This is a genomic window from Rickettsia peacockii str. Rustic (assembly GCF_000021525.1).
Lineage (GTDB): Bacteria > Pseudomonadota > Alphaproteobacteria > Rickettsiales > Rickettsiaceae > Rickettsia > Rickettsia rickettsii.
Genome location: NC_012730.1, coordinates 413755 through 432289, shown reverse-complemented (window position 1 = coordinate 432289; position 18535 = coordinate 413755). Strand labels below are relative to the sequence as shown.

The following is an 18535-nucleotide window of genomic DNA, read 5'->3' as shown; positions in this document are numbered from 1 at the left end:
GATTGCCACGCAGCCTACGGCTGCTCACAATGACGACTCGGTATCCACATGAGCAATACCTCCTTGCAATGACGATGAAAACCTAACTACATTTTGTTCATTGGTTCTACACCTATCACTTCGAGACCGCTAGCTATAACTTTCTGTATGGCACTTGCAAGAGCAAGGCGTGCTAGAGTTAATTCTTTATTGCTCTCAATTACAAATCTATAATCGCTATTTTCTTTACCGAAATTCCACATAGAATGAAATTTTGAGGCTAAATTTATTAAATAAAATGCGATGCGATGCGGTTCAAAATATTTTGCAGATGCTTCTAATGTTTTTGTCCAGCTAGCCAAAAGTTTTATAATCTCAATTTCTTCTTCAGAGGATAATAAAGATAAATCATACTTACCTGATTCAAAGTTATTATAAGATTCAGGAATTAATTCTCTAGCTTTTGATAAAATAGATATCGTTCTCACATGTGCATATTGTACATAAAAGATAGGATTTTCTCTTGATTGTTCTTTCACTTTTACCAAATCAAAATCAAGTGGCTTATCATTTTGTCTAGTCAACATCATAAATCTTATGATATCTTTCCCCACCTCATGATTTACGTCTTGCACACTAGCAAAGTTCCCAAGACGTTTTGACATTTTAACCGGCACACCGTTTTCAACGAAATTGACCAATTGACAGATTTTAACGTCCACTTTAACCTGCTCCTTACCTAAAGCTTTAACTATTGCCTCAATTCTTTTAACATATCCACTATGATCGGCACCAAGTACATAAATTAAGTGATTCGCTCCCCGCTCTATTTTATCCTTAGCATATGCAAGATCAGAAGCAAAATAAGACCAACTTCCATCAGCTTTTTCTATAGGACGATCTTGACTATCACCGTACTTAGTAGATTTAAATAATTTTTGAACTCTATTATCCCACTCTTCGTGAATTTTACCTTTAGGGGCAGGTAACGTACCTTCATAAATTAGCCCCATACGCTCTAGTAGTTTAACTGTTTCCTCTATCTCACCTTTATCATGCAATGATTGCTCAGAGAAAAATATATCATGTTTAATCCCTAAATCTGCTAAATCTTTTCTATTTAAATCAAGCATTTTTTCTACGGCAAAACTTTTAACTATTTTGAACCTTTCAGCATAGTTCATCGTTAATAATTTATTGCCGTATTCTTTCGCTAAAATTTGCCCAAGCGGAATTAAATACTCTCCCGGATATAACCCGGCAGGGATAGTAATTTGCTCACCTAAAGCCTCTTTATAACGTAATAATACCGTACTAACTAAATCATTTATTTGTGAGCCTGCATCATTAACATAATATTCTTTTGTAACGGAATAACTTACCTTTTGCAAAATCCTTGCTAGCACATCACCATATACCGCACCCCTAGCATGCCCTATATGCATTGGACCGGTGGGATTTGCCGAAACATACTCGATGTTAATATTTCTGCTTTTATCTATATCAATTTCAAAAAACTTTTCTTCATGCTGTAAAATATCCTTTATTGATGCCTGCCAACTATCAGCTTTTATAGTAAAATTAATAAAGCCCGGTCCTGCTATTTCTATACTTGCAATATAAGGTAATGTTATAAGGACTTCTTTAAATTTTAAAGCCACTTCCCGAGGAGCAATACTTTCTTTAGCTGCAATAATCATTGCAACATTACTTGATAAATCACCGTTAAAACTATCTTTCGGTATTTCAATAGTAGCAGTATTTGCTATTTCTTGATTATTATATAATTGCCTGCTTGCCACAATTATATCTTGTTTCAATTGATTAAATATATTCATAATTATTAAATGTTATTAAAATTCAGCGAATAGAATTCTTACAAACACTTGCTAATAAGGAGGAATTTGTAGGAGACACAGAACGCAGCACCGCAGCGTACACTTTAGTACGTGAGGATGCGAGTACCGGGTCGACGCACAAATTACCCTTAGAAGCAAGTTATGTAGGAAGTCGAGCAGAGCTGATTATATTCCTGAATGGCAAAACGGTCAGTCATCCCTGCTATATAATCAGCAACAACTCTAGCTTTACTATATGTTTCATTAGAGTCTATTAGCATTTTCCAATTAACCGGCAATAAATTAATATCATCCATATAAATCTTAAACAGCCCTTGTACGATTTTAGTACATTTAAGGCTGATGGCCGTAATTTTATTACTTTTATAAACTCGCTCATGAAGAAACTTCTTAGTTTCCTTAATATTTTTATTAGTTTTTTCCGTAAAATCCACTATCTGATAATTTAAGTTACGTATCTCATCTATGTTAGTAATTTTTTCTTTATTTAAATTTTCTTTTGTTTGCCATAATAAATCGGTAATTAACTCATGTATTAGCTTACGTACTACCTCATAAATCAGACATGAGGAACTAATATTTTTAAATTTTGACTTGAGTTCAACAACATGTTGATCAATATATTTAAGTTCAGCAAGACTATTAAAATCGATAATTTTAGCACCGATACTATCTTCCAAATCATGCGAAATATAGCTAATATCATCGGCAAGAGCTGCTATTTGAGCCTCTGCTGATGCATAGGTACTAAGTTCTAAATCATTTTGCTTATTATACTCTGCTATATATTCATTTATCTCGCCTAGTATAGGACCGTTATGTTTTACTATTCCTTCTAAAACTTCCCATGTTAAATTTACTCCATTATAAGCCGCATATCTTTTTTCAAGTAATGTTAGTATCTTTAAAGATTGAGCATTATGAGAAAAGCCGTTATACTCTCTCATACATTCATTTAAAGCCCGCTCTCCCGCATGACCGAAAGGCGTATGCCCAAGATCATGAGCAAGTGCTATTGTCTCAGCTAAATCATTTGATAAATTTAAAGTACTAGCGACCGAACGTGCAACAGTCGAAACCTCTAGAGAATGAGTTAGCCTATTTCTGTAATGATCTCCCTCGTGATTAATAAAAACTTGAGTTTTATATTGCAAACGCCTAAATGCATTAGTATGTATAATGCGATCACGATCACGTTCAAACTCGTTTCTATAAGAGGTCGGGATTTCCTTATATAATCTTCCCCTACTTTTAAGAGGATCAGAAGCGTATGAAGCAAGCATCGTTATCCTTTATTTTGAAAGACGTTGTTGTGGTTCTAACTTTTCGTCATTGCGAGGAAATTGCGTAGCAATTGACAAAGCAATCTCAGGAGTTTGTTATTATTTCATGAGATTACCACGCAGCCTACGGCTGCTCGCAATGCCGATTGGGTATCCACACAACAAAGCCAACTTGAAAAATATCAAGATATACTATATAATTTATGAGACTTTTACAAGGTAATTTTAAGTGACGATAACAATTACGGATAGAGCTTTTGAACGGGTTTGCGAGTTAGTAAAGCTAGAAAAAGATAAGAATTTAGTACTGCGAGTTTCGGTTGATAGCGGCGGTTGCTCAGGACTTATGTATAATTACGAACTAGTCTCAAAAGATAATATAGAGCAAGATGATTATGTCATTACTAAACATAATGCTACAATTATTATTGATCCTATCTCTCAAAAATTTATGCTAGATTGCACTCTTGATTTTATAGAAGAACTAGGCAGTTCATATTTCAACGTTAGTAATCCGCAAGCTAAAGCAAAATGCGGCTGCGGTAATTCTTTCTCGGTGTAAATGCAAGTATTGCGAGTGGGCATTGTTATTAGAATGCCGATGTCATTCCTGCAACAGCAGCAATGACATCGCAACGTCAAACTTTTAATGTTAATCATTAAGTTGCATAGTTGCTCCACCTACCTCAACTTCGTCATTATTATCATAAGGAGGACGCTCTACTTCATTACTATTAACGTTATTATCTTTATCTTCTTCGTTATCTGAAGCATTACTATCTAATGTTAATATAAACATGTTGTTCTTGGACTTGTTTGAGAGCTATTAAACTTTGTTTTAATGTTTCAGCTTGAGATTTTCTTAAATTTAGTCCTTGTCCTTTACATTGCTCCGTAGAGAGAATTTTAAGGCCTTGAGATTGTCTTATTAAATCATCGCATACCAAAACTCCGTAGTCCTAAGTATTTCCTTCTTCTTGTTGTTGAGTTTTTAAATCCATTATTTCTGCATCAGAGCAAACCTCGGCAATAAGTTTTACTAAGTCAGGATGATCAATTTAACGATCTGCCTAAAGGATCATTATAAGTAAATATTATCTTATTTGTATCATTATCTACCCAATGCCTATGTCCTGTATTAATTGGCATTTGTTTACTTCTTGTTGATTATTAGTCAATTGCTCATTTTGATTTTGTTGTACTTCTGGCCACTCCTTAGCTTGCAGTTCCGGCAGTGAAACAAAATCATTTATTATAGTCTGTGTATCACTTAAAAATTTTGTTCTGTCAGCCTCTTTAGTAACTATACTCAGATCTTCCATCTTACCTTTGTCAAGCATTGAGCGTATAAAAGCAGTATTTTCCTCCATCTCCGTACTATAAACTTTATGAACTTTTAACAATAATTTTTGTTCTTCCTGAGGGCTAGCTATACTTGCAGCCTTTAAATATTCAAAAGCAGCTAGCGGTACTAAATTTAATTTAAATAAAAATTCTTCTAAAGATATATAAAGATCTTTTTTTAAAGATAGATAATTCTCTACTTCTTTTTTATTCTTAGGGATGTTAAAAATTTCTCTAAGAATAAAACTACACTCTTCTATCGGGTCTATACTTAAACTTACCTTGAAATATTTTATTGCTTCAAGAAGCAATTTAATTACTATTTCGCTTTTATTTTCGTCCTTATAGAATCTCCCTAAATTTAAAATAATCCACCTATTTTTTTTACAAATTTTGCTAAAAATGTACGGAATTGTATCATGGTTATAGAGAAAGTTAAAATCTTTCTCAATTTCCAGAGTACTAATATATTCTCTTATTGCTCTAAACCAATCTAATTCCGATTTACTATTTTCATAGATCATACCTAAATAATAATGAGCATTGGCTTTTATTTCATTTATAGATATAATAATATGCTCAGCTTGCGATCCCGTAAGTTTATCAAGCCATTCTAATGCTTCTTTATAAGATTTTTTTTGTTCTTTATTAGATTCTACATTATCGGTTACTTGATAAGGTTTTAATTTTATATTATTATTTACTCCGTCAAAAAATCATTGATATTTTTCTGTTTAGGACTACCAAGCAGTGTACTGCCAACTGCTTTTATTTGATTCCATATAATAATTATACCTATAAATTATTTGCATTTATACAAATAAAAACATTTTTGATCTATAAGCTGAATAAATCAATATTAAGACTATTTTAAAAAAAATTCTAAATAAGTAAATTTACAACAAAGATTTAAAGGCAAATTTGTGAAATTCTAACGATAAGAAAGTTCTATTTTTTATATTGTAAAAAATTATTACTTCTATTTTAAAATTGAATTAATAGGGGATATTTATATATATTTTGAAAGGTAAAATTTGAAGTTATTTTTCTTTTGTAATTTTATCATATTTTTTTAGTTTGATAAGAATAGACTCTAGATTATCCAACTTCATCATACATGGACCATCGCTTGGAGCGTTATCGGGGTCTTGATGTACTTCCATATACATACCGGCGATACCTACAGAAGTTGCTGCCTTTGCAAGTAACTCTACATATTTTCTTTCTCCGCCGGTACTGCCTCCTAGCCCGCCCGGTTGCTGAACGGAATGTGTGGCATCAAAAACTACAGGTACATTTAACTCTGCCATTATTGCAAGACTACGCATATCAGATACCAAGTTATTATAGCCAAAACATGCTCCTCGCTCTGTAAATAATATATCCTTTACTCCAAAAGTTTCTAGTTTTGTTTGTACATTTTTCATATCCCACGGAGCTAGAAACTGTCCTTTTTTTACTTTTACTATTTTACCTGTTTTTGCTGCAGCTTGAAGCAAGTCGGTTTGTCTACATAAAAATGCCGGAATTTGTAAAATATCTGCTACTTCGGCTGTTTCAATACATTGACTCTCTGAATGAACATCAGTAACAATAGGGCAATCGAATTCAGATTTTACTTTTGATAAAATGTCTAAACCTTTCTCAATACCAACTCCTCTAATCCCATGTACGGAAGTTCTATTAGCTTTATCAAAAGAAGATTTATAAATAAATGGAATCTCAAGCTTGCTAGTTAATTTAACAAGTTTTTCTGCCATAAACAACGCATGATCTTTTCCTTCAATCTGACAAGGCCCTGTAATTAGAACAAACGGTAAATCATTTCCTATTTTGATATTGTTAAGTTTTACTACTTTTTGCATAATTCTTAGATTTAATCAATTGAACGAGGCACGGATTAGTGTTTCTCTGTTATATCAGGTACTGATTCATTTTCTATTAAGTCATTATTAATTATTAGTGTATAATATTTTTCTTTTATTGTCGTTAAATCATAACTACCATGATAATAACCTTCTAGGTTAATAATTTTTTTAAATAAAAATTTACCTGCTCTGTTTCTAACGGTTCATCTATATTTTTTACAATAGATGACTTAATATTAATTAAATACGCTTTTATTTTTTTTAATTCTTTAATAATTATAAAAATATCATGCGGTTTTGTTACCAATATTCCTACAAACAAAATTAATAATATTTGCGTTAAAGACATATTTATATTAATTTCTTATGTTTATATTTTGGATTTAAAATACTTTCCCCGTTAGTACTTAGCATATATTCATGATAATCTTGATAATTTCCTTCAAACCATGTAGCATTATTTTCTTTATCATATGATATAATATGAGTGGTTATTCTATCTAAAAACCATCTATCATGACTAATCACTAATACACAACCTGCAAAATCTAAAATAGCATCTTCAAGTGCTCTTAACGTATCAATATCTAAATCATTAGACGGCTCATCTAATAATATAACATTTGCTCCTTCTTTTAGTAATTTTGCCAAATGTACTCTGTTACGTTCTCCACCTGAAAGTTGTCCAACTTTTTTTTGTTGATCACCGCCTCTAAAATTAAAAGCTGCACAATAAGCTCTACTTTTAATTATTCTATTACCAAGTTGTAATTCATCTAGACCTTCTGAAATTTCTTCCCATATAGTCTTATTATCATCTAAATGATCCCGTGATTGATCGACATAACCTAATTTTACCGTTTGACCAATTTTAATAGAACCACTATCTGGCATTATTTTACCTGTAATAATATTAAACAAAGTAGACTTACCTGCTCCATTCGGTCCAATAATTCCTACAATAGCTCCACGTGGAACTTTAAAACTAAAATCTGATAATAATATTTTATTATTAAATTTTTTAGCTATATGTTCTGCTTCAATAACAAGATCACCTAAACGAGGTCCGTTAGGTATAATTATTTGAGTAGGATCAGTTTTTTGTTCTTGTTGTTTATTTAATAACTCTTGATATGCTGTAATACGTGCTTTATTTTTTGATTGTCTAGCTTTTGGAGTTTGACGAATCCATTCAAGTTCACGATTCAATTGGTTTTTTCTATCATCGTCTTCTTTACTTTCTAAAGCTAATTTTTTTTGCTTCTGCTCAAGCCAAGAACTATAATTTAATTCCCACGGTATACAATTTCCACGATCTATTTGTAATATCCATTCTGTAACATTATCTAAAAAATAACGATCATGGGTAATTACTATTACAGTACCTTCATAATGCTTTAAATAATCCTCAAGCCAAGAAACTGATTCTGCATCCAAATGATTTGTAGGTTCATCAAGTAACAACATATCAGGTTTCTCTAAAAGCAATTTACATAAAGCCACTCTTCTTTTTTCTCCACCGGAAATTTTTGTAATATCTGCTTCTTTTGGTGGGCAACGTAAAGCAAGCATTGCGATCTCTATTTCACGTTCTAGATTCCATCCATCACAATTGTCTATTTTTTCTTGCAATTCTGCTTGTTTATCAAAAAGCTTTTGCATTTCTTCATCAGCGATTTCAGCAGCAAATTTGTTACTTATATAATTAAATTCATCAATAAGTTTTTTCTTTTCATGAAGACCTTCTATGATATTATCAAAAACATTTTTACTAGCATCAAGATACGGTTCTTGAGGTAAATATCCTACTTTTATACCAATTTTAGCTGTTGCTTTACCTTCAAACTCTTTATCAATACCTGCCATTATTTTTAATAAAGTCGATTTGCCTGCTCCATTTGGACCTATTATACCGATTTTAGCTTTTGGTAAAAATGATAAATTTGTTTCTTTTAAAATTCGTTTACCATTTATAATTTTGCTTAAACCAACCATTTCATAAACATATTGATATGACATAAATTACTTATTTCCTTATATTATTATTACTACTGTATTGTATGAATTTATTGCTCTATGATCATATAATTCAAAATTAGACATTGTAATTTCTATCATTGTTTTTCTCGTTTAGATATTTATTTTAAGAAATAAAATGCTGTATATATACTTTAATTTTAGCAGCTTGAGGATTGTGTATACTTTTATACTTATAATTTTTCGTTCAAGCTTATTGATAATTTTTCCATATGCATTTTAATTTAATTTTAACAATATCAAGTCTAATTCTTCCAAATCTTTATAATGAAATATTAATTTTCCGCCTAATGGATAATTTTCTATTGTTATTTTTATACCAAATTTTTCTGATAAAGCTTTTACTAATAATTCTAGATCATTATCCGTAGCGTTGTCCTTTAAAAAACGCTTTCCTATTTTGTTATTATTGTTCGGGGATTTTGTATACTCATTTTTATACCATCGTCTTACTAGTTCTTCTGTTTGACGTACATTTAAATCATTATTTATAATATAATCAGCTATTACTTCTGCATGTTCATGATTTATTAAACACCGAGCTTGACCCATACTTAGTATATTTTCATTTACTTTATCTTGAATAGACTGCGGCAAATTATTAAGCCTTAATAAATTAGCTATATGACTACGACTTTTACCAAGCCTTTCAGCTAATTTTTCTACCGTATAATTAAAATTTTCTATTAAATATTTAAAGCCACGAGCTTCTTCCATCACTGTTAAATCAGTTCTTTGTATGTTCTCAATTAATGCTATTTCCATACTCTCTCTAGCATCTAAATTTTTTATAATTACCGGTATCTCTAAAACTTTTGCTAATTTACATGCACGCCAGCGTCGCTCTCCTGCTATAATTTGGAAATTATTATCAATAATAATAGGCTGTAATAAACCATTATTCAATATAGAATCTGCTAATTCTTTTATTTTATCATATTCAAAGTTTTTTCTAGGCTGATTCTCGTTTGGTCTTATTTTATCAATATTTATTATTTGTACTATTTCTGATTCTATAGAAATAACTTCTTCTCCAAGTAATGAAGATAATCCTCTTCCTAGTCCTTTATTTTTCGCCATATCTTTCTAAGATTTCTTTTGTAAGTTCTATATATGCAACTGCTCCCGAACATTTATAATCATATATAATAGCCGGTTTTCCATATGAAGGAGCTTCAGATAGTTTAATATTTCTTGGAATAACGGTTTTAAATACTAATTCTCCTAAGCATTTTCTAACATCATCTTCTACTTGTTCAGTTAAACGATTACGCTTATCATACATTGTAAATAATATACCTGCAATCTTTATCTTAGGATTTAATTTTTTCTCTACAATTTCAATTGTTTTTAACAAATGACTTAATCCTTCTAAAGAATAAAAATCACATTGCATTGGAATCAGTACTTCATCGCTTGCAACTAAAGCGTTTACCGTTAATAAATTTAATGAAGGAGGGCAATCAATAATTATATAATCATATAATATTTTTATTTCTGCCAATAGCTTCATTAAAATATATTCTCGGTCCTTTAATTTTGTTAAGTCTAATTCAGCCGCAGATAGATTAGTGTTTGAAGTAATTATTTCTAAATTTGGTATATCTGTAGAAATTATTGCATCTTGCAATTCTATTAAATTTGTTAATACTTGGTATATAGTATTTTTGCGTTGTTGCTGACTAATTCCAAAACCGGTACTACTATTCCCTTGAGGATCAAGATCTATAACTAAAATTTTTTTATTTACAGCAGCAAAAGCTGTAGCTAAATTTACAGTAGTTGTAGTTTTAGCTACCCCTCCTTTTTGATTAACAATAGCAATTACTTTCATATCATTTTTGTTAAATTACTAACTTCTAGAATTTTCCCTTCTTCACAAGTAATACTTTGATGTATTAAATAACCAAATAACCATCTCTCTTTAGCTTCTACTATTTCAGTTAAATAATTTTTTCCTTTTAATAACAAAAATTTTTCTCGTACTGAAATATTTTTTATGCAATTAAATATTGTATTTAAGTTAGAGAAAGCTCTAAAAGTTAATATACTACAATCTATTTCTACTTTTTCTATTCTTTGATTGATTATTTGTATGTTATTATTTGATATCTTTGATGCTTTTTCTAAAAATATACATTTACGTAAATCAGCTTCTATTAAACTTACTTGCGCTACCCCCGCTATAGATAATACTATACCAGGCAAACCGGAACCGCTTCCTATATCAACTAAATGTATTTCTTTATTATCAATATATTGTATTAATTGTAATGAGTCTAATATATGACGTTGCCAAAAATTATGTATAGTATTATCCGATACAAGATTGATTGATTTATTCCATTTTTTAACTAACTTTTGAAAAATTTCTAACTTTTTAATTATTTCACGTGGAACTTCCATCACTATATTTAGTTTTTAAATAAATTATAATAGCCGTAATTGCTGCAGGTGTAATCCCTGGAATTCGACGTGCTACACCAATAGTAGTAGGTTTATGGGAAGAAAGTTTTTCCTGTATCTCTAATGATATACTTGGTATTTTAAAATAGTCAAGATTTTTAGGTATGAACTGCGCCTCTTCACTTTGAAATAAATTAATATCTGCGTGTTGTCTAGTTAAATATGAAGCATATTTTGCTTCAATATAGAGTAATTGTAAAATGTTATTATTTTGTGTTTCTTTAAGCATAGGAAAAATTTTAATAGCTTGTTCAACATTAAAATTAGGTATTTTAAATAAGTCTAATACTGTTTTATATGTACCATCCTGTGCAACCTGTATACCCATTTTAGCAAGTTTACTAGTAGTTAAAGACAAGGTATTTAATAATGATTTTATTTTTTCTATATCTTCACATTTTTTTGTGAATATTTTTTTACGTTTTTCTGATACGACTCCAATGTTCATCCCTAATTCCGTTAAACGTAAATCAGAGTTATCTGCTCTTAAAGATAATCTATATTCTGAGCGAGAAGTAAACATACGATAAGGTTCTATAGTACCAAATGTTGTTAAATCGTCAATCATTACTCCAATATAACTGTTTGCTCTTGTTAACATAAACGGTGCTTGATCTTTTACTGCTAAAGCAGCATTTATACCGGCTATTATACCTTGCCCTGCGGCTTCCTCATATCCTGTAGTACCGTTAATTTGCCCGGCCAAATACAATCCAGCTATTTTTTTTGTCTCTAGCGTAACACTTATTTCACGTGGATCAACATAATCATATTCTATAGCATAACCTGGACGTAAAACCTTTACATTTTCTAATCCTGGTATTGTTTTGATTAATTTATGTTGCACATCTTCAGGCAAAGAAGTAGAAATACCGTTTGGATAAATTGTATAATCATCTAACCCTTCAGGTTCTAAAAATATACGATGTTCTGATTTTGTACTAAATCTGACTATTTTATCTTCAATAGAAGGACAATATCGCGGTCCTATTCCTTCTATTTGCCCTGAATACATTGCGGATTTATCAAGATTCTCACGTATAATATCATGAGTTTCTGAGGTTGTTGTTGTGATAAAACAATTTATCTGAGAAACATTAACAATATTTGTTAATTCAGAAAAAGGACGAGGAATTTTATCGCCGGGTTGTAAAATTGTTTTACTATAATCAATAGTACGTCCATCAATACGAGGCGGTGTACCTGTTTTTAAACGAGCCAGTTTAAAACCTATTTGTTTTAATGTATTTGATAATCCATACGAAGGCTCTTCATCTACTCTACCTGCAGGAATTTTTTTTTGTCCAATATGAATAAGACCTGATAGGAAAGTACCTGTAGTTAATATAATTTTTTGACAAAGAATTTTGCTGCCGTTATTTAAAATAACCGCTTCAATTTTAGAAGATTTAATTTCTATATCTTCCACTTTTCCATATAATATATCTAGATTAGGATAATTTGTTAATATTTGATACATTGCTTTTTTATAAAGCTTGCGATCAGCTTGAGCTCTAGGTCCCCAAACTGCTGGTCCTCTAGTCTCATTCAGCATTTTATAATGTATACCGGCTTGGTCTATAACATAACCCATTAACCCATCAAGTGCATCGATTTCTTTAACTAATGTGCCTTTTGCAATGCCACCGATTGCTGGATTGCAAGACATTTCGCCTAAATTTTCCGGTTTTAACGTAATTAAGAGAGTAGGAACTCCAAGACGTGCAGAAGCAGCGGCTGCTTCTACGCCTGCATGTCCACCGCCTATAACTATTACGTCATATTTTAGCATTAATTATTCTATAATTTCAGATTTATTAAAGAAAAATGCGATTTCTCTTTTCGCACTATTTTCACTATCTGAACCATGAATACTATTAGCCTCAATTGATTCGCCTAAATCTTTTCTAATAGTGCCTGCTTCAGCTTCAGCAGGATTAGTTGCACCCATAACGGTGCGGTTTAAAGTTATAGCATCCTCCCCCTTAAGCACTTGAAGTACTACCGCTCCTGAAGTAATATATTCAACTAAGCTATTAAAAAACGGTCTTGCTCTATGCTCATCATAAAAACATGCAGCTTCATATTTAGTTAAAAATTTCATTTTCTGAGCCACTATTTTTAAACCGGCATTTTCTAAGTAAGTATTAACTTGCCCTATTTTATTCCTTTTGATAGCATCAGGCTTAATCATTGAAAAAGTATATTGTATTGTCATTTTGTAACCTATTTATTATAATTATTAAATGTATTTTTTAGCTGAACGATTCCATATTAAAGCAAATAATCCTCCTCCTAAAAGAGCAGAAATACTGAAAAATATAAATACCCCATTCCAACCATAATTATCGCTAATCCATCCTACGCCGACTCCCGCAATAGCCGCTCCTAAATAACCAAATAACCCTGATAATCCATTAGCCGTACCGACAGCCTGACGGGTACTAAAATCAGCAGCTGCTATACCTACAAGGAGCTGAGGTCCTGAAACAAAAAAGCCTATTAAAGAAAGAATTACTATACTTAATAATTCACTGTGAATAGGAATAGGAAGTTTCCAAAACAAGACTAACAATAAGCTAAGCAATACCATACATATGGATGCAACAGGACCTCGACGACCTTGAAATAGTTTATCAGATAAAACACCTGCTATTAATGCCCCTGGGATACCTATCATTTCATATAAACCGATTTGTAAGCCTGCATTTGCAAGACTTATATTACGTAAATCTTTTAAAAATGTTGGAGCCCAATAAATTACTCCGGAACGTATTATATAAACAAACATGTTTGCTAAACAAACATACCATATTAGCTTATTACAAAAGACCATTTTAAGTAATTGTGGAGTTAATAGCTTCTCATAATCTCCTATAGCTTCAAGCGGATATTCTTTATATTCCTCTACGGTAGATAAACCTACTTCTTTTGGAGAATTACGAAGCCTATTATATAAAAAAAGCGATACTACACAAGCAACTACACCTGGAACAAAAAAGGCAGCTCTCCAATCAAATTTATCGATTAAATAACCGCAGCTTATCATAGCAAGAGCACCACCTATTTGATTAGAAGTTGCACCCATAGCCCATTTAGTTCCAAGTTCTTTTGAAGCGAACCAGTGAGTAAGCATCTTTGTTGCAGGAGGCCAGCCCATAGATTGAAACCAGTTACTGGCTATCCATAAAATTCCTATAAGCCATAAAGAATCTGAAAAACCTATTAGCATAGTAATGATCCCGACAAATAAAAGACCCAAAACCATAAATATCCGAGCATTAACTTTATCGCTAATAAACCCGTTACACGCTTTACTAACTCCATACATAATAGATGAAGCAGTTAATATCCAACCAATTTGTGTTTTAGTAACCCCAAAATATTCTCTTATAGCAGGAGTTGCTATATTAAAATTCTGACGACAAAAATAAAAAGTTGCGTAACCTATAATAATAGAATACAAAATCCTTACTCGCCAACTATTATATTTTTTTACATATGGCGATCTTGGAGTTTTAATTTTGGATCTTGTATTTGTCATATTATAAACTCTCTGACTATAAAAAAAGCAAGTTTAAGAGTCTAGCAGTAAATAAATTTTCATTAATAATTAAAGAGCTTTTTTGCTACAAATTATAAGATTTTTGTGAAATATGAATAACAAAAATCTTATAATTTGTAGCAAAAAAGCTCTTTAATTATTAATGAAAATTTATTTACTGCTAGACTCTTAAACTTGCTTTTTTTATAATATTAAATTTTAACAAATTCTACTTTCGGTTTTATTTACCAAAACTTTATACTCTTTATTTAAACCTTTAACGGCATATATCCATAATATTACTATTACAAAGAATATAGAAGCAAAATAAGGAGTTGCCTCTACAAAACCAAACGCAGGAAATAAAATAAAGAATGTAGATTGAATAATAGCACCACCTGATTTACCAAATCTTCCTCCGATAACTTCAACAGCAGCTTGCCCTTTTACTCGTAAATCCTTATCAAGCGGAATATACGCCATGTTTTTAGTGGCATCAAATAAAGAATATTTTACACCTTTACTTAAAACATTTTGAATCATACCGATCATAACAGCAAGTGCTAAAGGACCTGAAGCAAGAATACCTGTTAAATGCATAGCAATAACACTATCAAAAAAGATAAATGCAAAAAACGCTGCACCGGTAATTAACATCATTAATGGAGTTATCATAGCTGCAGTTAGCCATGATACTTTCCTTAAAATATTACTACCTATAAGCATGAAAGCAATTGCAACCCAACCCTGATAAAATTGGAACTTCCCCATATATATAGTGTAAGCCTCTTTCGTCGGATATAATTCTTTTACTTTGGATTTCCAAACACCTTCAACTAAATTTACTGAAACACCGTAAGCAATAAGTAACAATGCAATATAACCTACATACTTAGAAGTAAAGATCATTTTAAAACTGTCTATTAATGACATTTTAGCTTTAGCTTTCTTTTCTTTTACTAATGCCGGATCATAAAGTCTAGGATCGGTTAGAACGTTTTTATTCATCCATCTATATGTTAATATTACCAAAAAGCTACTTGTTATCATTATAACAAATAAAGGCACAAATTTTAGATGTTCTGCAACTATTTGAGTTTTTTCATGCAAGCAATATCCAATAATTACGGATGTTACAGGCAATGCTAAATTAGCAAGTAAACCAAACATTGAGTAAAAACGTTTAGCTTCATCGGTTTTAGTAATTTGGTTAGCAAATTGCCAAAATAATAAACTAAGCATCATTGTTCCCCAAAGCTCTGCCATAGTATAAAAAGATGCAAAACTCCATTTCCCAACTATTCTTATAAACCATTTGAAATTAGGATAAACTACACTCCAAGATTCTATGGTTTCAGGATCAGGATGAACTAAATCAGGGTAAGGGTAAAGAACAAAAGCAAATAATGCAAAATACCCTAAGAAAAATGAAGTAATAACATAAAACACGTTTTCTTGCTTTAAAATATCGCAGAGCTTAACATAAATTACCATAGCGATTACGGCAGAAGGTAGTACTATATATGTTTTTAAGAAACTTATTGCTTCTGCTCCTATATCCGTTACTACAAACCCGTCTTTAATTGAACGAAGCGTTGAGTAGTTTAATAAAATACAGAACATCATAAACGCCATAGGAAGAAACTTCTTATTTTCATATCTTTCTATAGGCCAAATTACCTTGCTTAGTTCCGAGAGATAATTGTCATTTTTGGGAGTATTCATAAATTAAATTTTTCTATTTATTTTGAAGATAAATATTATACTAGCATATGTTAGAAAAGTCAAACCTATGGATTTTTCTCAAAAGAAATTAAATAAAATTATTAACTATAGGATGCGTAAAAGAAATATGACAATTTATTTACTTGATTTTAGTTTCTATCTATAATTTTCTTTTTATAAATTATTATAATAAAATATATGTCCAAATTAAAAACAGCTCTATTATTAACTGCTATAATTTTTATAACAGGTTGTAAAAGTAATATGAAAAATGAAAACAATATTTCATTACCGCAATATGTAACTTTGAACATTCAAACCTTAAATAGTTCAGAGGATAAAACTATTAGAATAAAGGCAAAAACTTTAAACTTTCCGTTATCTTCAGAAGATTTACGTGATATATCTATTTTAGAAAAGAAATATGATCAAGAAGAAAATTGTGCAGGACTTGCTGCACCGCAAATAGGCATATCAAAATGTATAATAATATTTGCAGTACATGAAGATGCAGAGTTAAAAAAATGGCATCCTGACCTTAAGGATACAATGCCTAAAACTATTTGGATTAATCCCTCATATAAACCGATAGGTATTGATAAACATGAAGATTACGAGGGATGCTTTTCTGTTGAAAATGCTACAGGACCGGTAGCAAGATTCAAGAAAATTCATTATCACGCATATGATATAAATGGCAATCAAATTCAAGGTATCGCAGAAGGATTTTTAGCAAGAGTTATCCAGCATGAAATCGATCATCTAAACGGAAAAGTATTTTTAGATTATGTAGCTCCAAAAAAAATAATGACTAAAGAAGAATATTTAGAAATGCGTAAAAAAGCAATGGAGCAGGAAAATATAAAATCTTAGAGTTCTCTAAATCTCAAATATCATTCTAGCTAAAATTTGAGTATGTCATTCCCGCGAAAATTTACTTTATATTATTTGGTATAATACTATTGAATCGGATACGGGACGCACGCGATGTTCGCCTAAAGCTTCATCTTCATCACCTGTTACATTATTTATAATTTTTCCGCCCATGAATAATGTAGAAGAACCGCCACCGTCTAAATTGATTTCCGATTCATATCCAAGTTAACATATAATATGCAAGTTCTGTTTTAGTTAATCCTATCACAGTATAATTAACAAGGTGTTTTTCTAAAATTTTTAAAGCTTCAGGGATTATTAATTTATCAACATTTATTTCTTTCTCTTTCCGTAATATTGATCTTACTTGCACAAGCTTAAGGTCTTTTACATGTTGCTTATAAATATGCTCGACTACAACTATAGTGCCGTCATTACACACTCCTAAGGCAGTACGAGCATGAGCCGGATCATCTTGCTTTGGATTATCTACAACATTTTTACCGTTTTGAACCAATAAGGGAATACCGGTTACTATTGAAGCAGTGTTACTTAAATTTATAAGCTTACCGTCTTTATCGATAAATTCCAAAATTAACTTTACAGAATCATTTATATTTACTACCGGCAAACTTGTTGCTTGTGGAAAGGACAATATAAAGCCTTTCTATGGGATTTGATTATCACCATGCTTACTTATTGCCGTAACAATAAAATTAGACCTATTCTGATCAATCAAAATTTCTTTGTTAGTATACGACGTTAATGTGGTAGACGCCCAAACATCATTATAGAAAGTAATATCTTTTAGGTTTGAAACATAATGAACTTGATTTGGAATAACAGATTTATCGCCTATTGCTACTAAAATTTTTGCACTAGCCTTGGTAATTTGAATATTGCCCTGATCTATAATTAACAAACTTTGTAGTTGTTTTCTAAGGCTAAATAGCTTGCTGTCTATCATTAAAGTAAGACTTGGTCTGCCGTCATCACTACCAGCGATTTCAAAGAATCCGACATTAATAGCAGCAGCTGCATTAGTGCGGTGTGCCATAACGTTTACTGTTTCTCTGCCTTATCACCTGATTATGAGCTTTAACTAGTTTTAACCCAAAATTCTTAGGATCAATAGTTAAGACATGAATCACATGCTTATCTTTTTCATAACGATTATATGTTAAGCATTTATATTCCTTTGCGTATATTTTAAAACTGATTATTAAAGCAAGAAATAAGTAAACTAATCTAATCATATTGTTTTACTTTTTTTAACAATAAAATTTAACCATAATGCCTCTTTACTTGGAGAGAATCTCTTACTCTTTTCCGTCCATATTTTAACTATTTCAAAAAGCCTGTTAAAATAAGGTTTTATTGTATCTTCATGCATATTGTAAAAATCGCGATCATCACGTTGTATAATATCTGAACCGTATCCGTAAGAAACATAAAAAATGCCTTCCGGCTTTAATGCAGCATGAATTTTACACATTGATTGTTTCATTATAAGGTACATAAAGGAGAGTTGCTTGAGCCCAAACACCATCAAAC

21 protein-coding genes and 2 pseudogenes are annotated in these 18535 nt (G+C 31.0%); 3 read left to right on the top strand and 20 right to left on the bottom strand.

Annotated elements, in window-relative coordinates; all coding sequences use genetic code 11:
• Positions 1-86: 86 nt before the first annotated feature.
• The gene (argS, locus tag RPR_RS02640) at positions 87-1817 is read right to left on the bottom strand and encodes an arginine--tRNA ligase (protein ID WP_012736595.1); all 1731 of its coding nucleotides are present in this window, start codon (positions 1815-1817) and stop codon (positions 87-89) included.
• A gap of 23 nt (positions 1818-1840) precedes the next feature.
• Here argS and RPR_RS09885 point away from each other — a divergent pair.
• A pseudogene (locus RPR_RS09885) lies at positions 1841-2032 on the top strand (palindromic element RPE1 domain-containing protein); the annotation flags it as partial.
• On the opposite strand, the gene RPR_RS02630 reads toward RPR_RS09885, so the two are convergent.
• Positions 1967-3121 carry a deoxyguanosinetriphosphate triphosphohydrolase gene (locus tag RPR_RS02630; RefSeq protein WP_012736594.1) on the bottom strand — a complete coding sequence of 385 codons (1155 nt, stop codon included), beginning with the start codon at positions 3119-3121 and terminating at the stop codon, positions 1967-1969. The pseudogene RPR_RS09885 and the gene RPR_RS02630 overlap by 66 nt on opposite strands.
• Before the next feature lie 229 nt (positions 3122-3350).
• Here RPR_RS02630 and RPR_RS02620 point away from each other — a divergent pair, with 229 nt between their 5' ends.
• A complete protein-coding gene (locus tag RPR_RS02620) occupies positions 3351-3683 on the top strand; it encodes an iron-sulfur cluster assembly accessory protein (RefSeq protein WP_012150318.1) in 333 nt (110 codons plus the stop codon).
• Positions 3684-3773: 90 nt separating this feature from the next.
• On the opposite strand, the gene RPR_RS08520 is transcribed toward RPR_RS02620, so the two are convergent.
• The 13 genes and pseudogenes from RPR_RS08520 to tlc1 all read right to left on the bottom strand — a co-directional run bounded on the left by RPR_RS08520 (position 3774) and on the right by tlc1 (position 16105).
• On the bottom strand, positions 3774-3920 hold the full coding sequence (locus tag RPR_RS08520; protein WP_187145800.1) for a hypothetical protein: 147 nt from the start codon (positions 3918-3920) through the stop codon (positions 3774-3776).
• A 254-nt stretch (positions 3921-4174) separates the two neighbouring features.
• Positions 4175-4270, bottom strand: coding sequence for a hypothetical protein (locus RPR_RS09880; protein WP_410526304.1), 96 nt, complete (start codon positions 4268-4270; stop codon positions 4175-4177).
• The gene (locus RPR_RS02615; protein WP_085065636.1) at positions 4237-4776 is read right to left on the bottom strand and encodes a hypothetical protein; all 540 of its coding nucleotides are present in this window, start codon (positions 4774-4776) and stop codon (positions 4237-4239) included. The genes RPR_RS09880 and RPR_RS02615 overlap by 34 nt, the downstream gene beginning before the upstream one ends.
• Positions 4777-5505: 729 nt before the next feature.
• Entirely contained in the window at positions 5506-6330 is an 825-nt protein-coding gene (gene kdsA, locus RPR_RS02610; RefSeq protein ID WP_012736593.1) for a 3-deoxy-8-phosphooctulonate synthase, read from the bottom strand.
• A 35-nt stretch (positions 6331-6365) separates the two neighbouring features.
• Positions 6366-6682, bottom strand: a pseudogene (locus RPR_RS02605) (DUF2672 domain-containing protein).
• A gap of 2 nt (positions 6683-6684) precedes the next feature.
• The gene (gene ettA / locus RPR_RS02600; protein ID WP_012736592.1) at positions 6685-8352 is read right to left on the bottom strand and encodes an energy-dependent translational throttle protein EttA; all 1668 of its coding nucleotides are present in this window, start codon (positions 8350-8352) and stop codon (positions 6685-6687) included.
• 237 nt (positions 8353-8589) lie between these two features.
• Positions 8590-9450 carry a ParB/RepB/Spo0J family partition protein gene (locus tag RPR_RS02595; RefSeq protein WP_012736591.1) on the bottom strand — a complete coding sequence of 287 codons (861 nt, stop codon included), beginning with the start codon at positions 9448-9450 and terminating at the stop codon, positions 8590-8592.
• Positions 9437-10204, bottom strand: a complete 768-nt coding sequence (locus tag RPR_RS02590) for a ParA family protein (RefSeq protein WP_010976770.1) — start codon at positions 10202-10204, stop codon at positions 9437-9439. The genes RPR_RS02595 and RPR_RS02590 overlap by 14 nt, the downstream gene beginning before the upstream one ends.
• On the bottom strand, positions 10201-10779 hold the full coding sequence (gene rsmG / locus RPR_RS02585; RefSeq protein ID WP_085065635.1) for a 16S rRNA (guanine(527)-N(7))-methyltransferase RsmG: 579 nt from the start codon (positions 10777-10779) through the stop codon (positions 10201-10203). The genes RPR_RS02590 and rsmG overlap by 4 nt, the downstream gene beginning before the upstream one ends.
• Positions 10760-12628 carry a tRNA uridine-5-carboxymethylaminomethyl(34) synthesis enzyme MnmG gene (gene mnmG, locus RPR_RS02580; RefSeq protein WP_012736589.1) on the bottom strand — a complete coding sequence of 623 codons (1869 nt, stop codon included), beginning with the start codon at positions 12626-12628 and terminating at the stop codon, positions 10760-10762. The genes rsmG and mnmG overlap by 20 nt, the downstream gene beginning before the upstream one ends.
• A 3-nt stretch (positions 12629-12631) precedes the next feature.
• A complete protein-coding gene (gene ndk / locus RPR_RS02575; protein WP_012736588.1) occupies positions 12632-13054 on the bottom strand; it encodes a nucleoside-diphosphate kinase in 423 nt (140 codons plus the stop codon).
• 24 nt (positions 13055-13078) lie between these two features.
• Positions 13079-14380: an MFS transporter gene (locus RPR_RS02570; protein ID WP_012736587.1), complete on the bottom strand. Its 1302-nt coding sequence runs from the start codon at positions 14378-14380 to the stop codon at positions 13079-13081.
• 219 nt (positions 14381-14599) lie between these two features.
• On the bottom strand, positions 14600-16105 hold the full coding sequence (gene tlc1 / locus RPR_RS02565; protein WP_012736586.1) for an ATP/ADP exchange transporter Tlc1: 1506 nt from the start codon (positions 16103-16105) through the stop codon (positions 14600-14602).
• Between the two features lie 198 nt (positions 16106-16303).
• On the opposite strand from tlc1, the gene RPR_RS02560 reads away from it, so the two are divergent.
• A complete protein-coding gene (locus RPR_RS02560) occupies positions 16304-16978 on the top strand; it encodes a peptide deformylase (protein ID WP_010976764.1) in 675 nt (224 codons plus the stop codon).
• Positions 16979-17044: 66 nt separating this feature from the next.
• Here the strand turns inward: RPR_RS02560 and RPR_RS09455 are convergent, their stop codons facing one another.
• The 5 genes from RPR_RS09455 to RPR_RS08955 are packed head-to-tail and all read right to left on the bottom strand — an operon-like array spanning position 17045 to position 18476.
• The gene (locus RPR_RS09455; RefSeq protein WP_014419687.1) at positions 17045-17152 is read right to left on the bottom strand and encodes a hypothetical protein; all 108 of its coding nucleotides are present in this window, start codon (positions 17150-17152) and stop codon (positions 17045-17047) included.
• A gap of 43 nt (positions 17153-17195) precedes the next feature.
• Positions 17196-17636 carry a phosphodiester glycosidase family protein gene (locus RPR_RS02550; protein ID WP_266105324.1) on the bottom strand — a complete coding sequence of 147 codons (441 nt, stop codon included), beginning with the start codon at positions 17634-17636 and terminating at the stop codon, positions 17196-17198.
• A 12-nt stretch (positions 17637-17648) separates the two neighbouring features.
• Positions 17649-18038 (bottom strand): hypothetical protein, encoded by a 390-nt coding sequence (locus RPR_RS02545; RefSeq protein WP_228368884.1) that lies wholly within the window; start codon positions 18036-18038, stop codon positions 17649-17651.
• Positions 18022-18237 carry a hypothetical protein gene (locus tag RPR_RS02540; protein ID WP_085065633.1) on the bottom strand — a complete coding sequence of 72 codons (216 nt, stop codon included), beginning with the start codon at positions 18235-18237 and terminating at the stop codon, positions 18022-18024. Before RPR_RS02540 ends, RPR_RS02545 begins: the two co-directional genes overlap by 17 nt.
• Positions 18234-18476, bottom strand: coding sequence for a hypothetical protein (locus RPR_RS08955; protein WP_228368883.1), 243 nt, complete (start codon positions 18474-18476; stop codon positions 18234-18236). Before RPR_RS08955 ends, RPR_RS02540 begins: the two co-directional genes overlap by 4 nt.
• Positions 18477-18535: the final 59 nt, after the last annotated feature.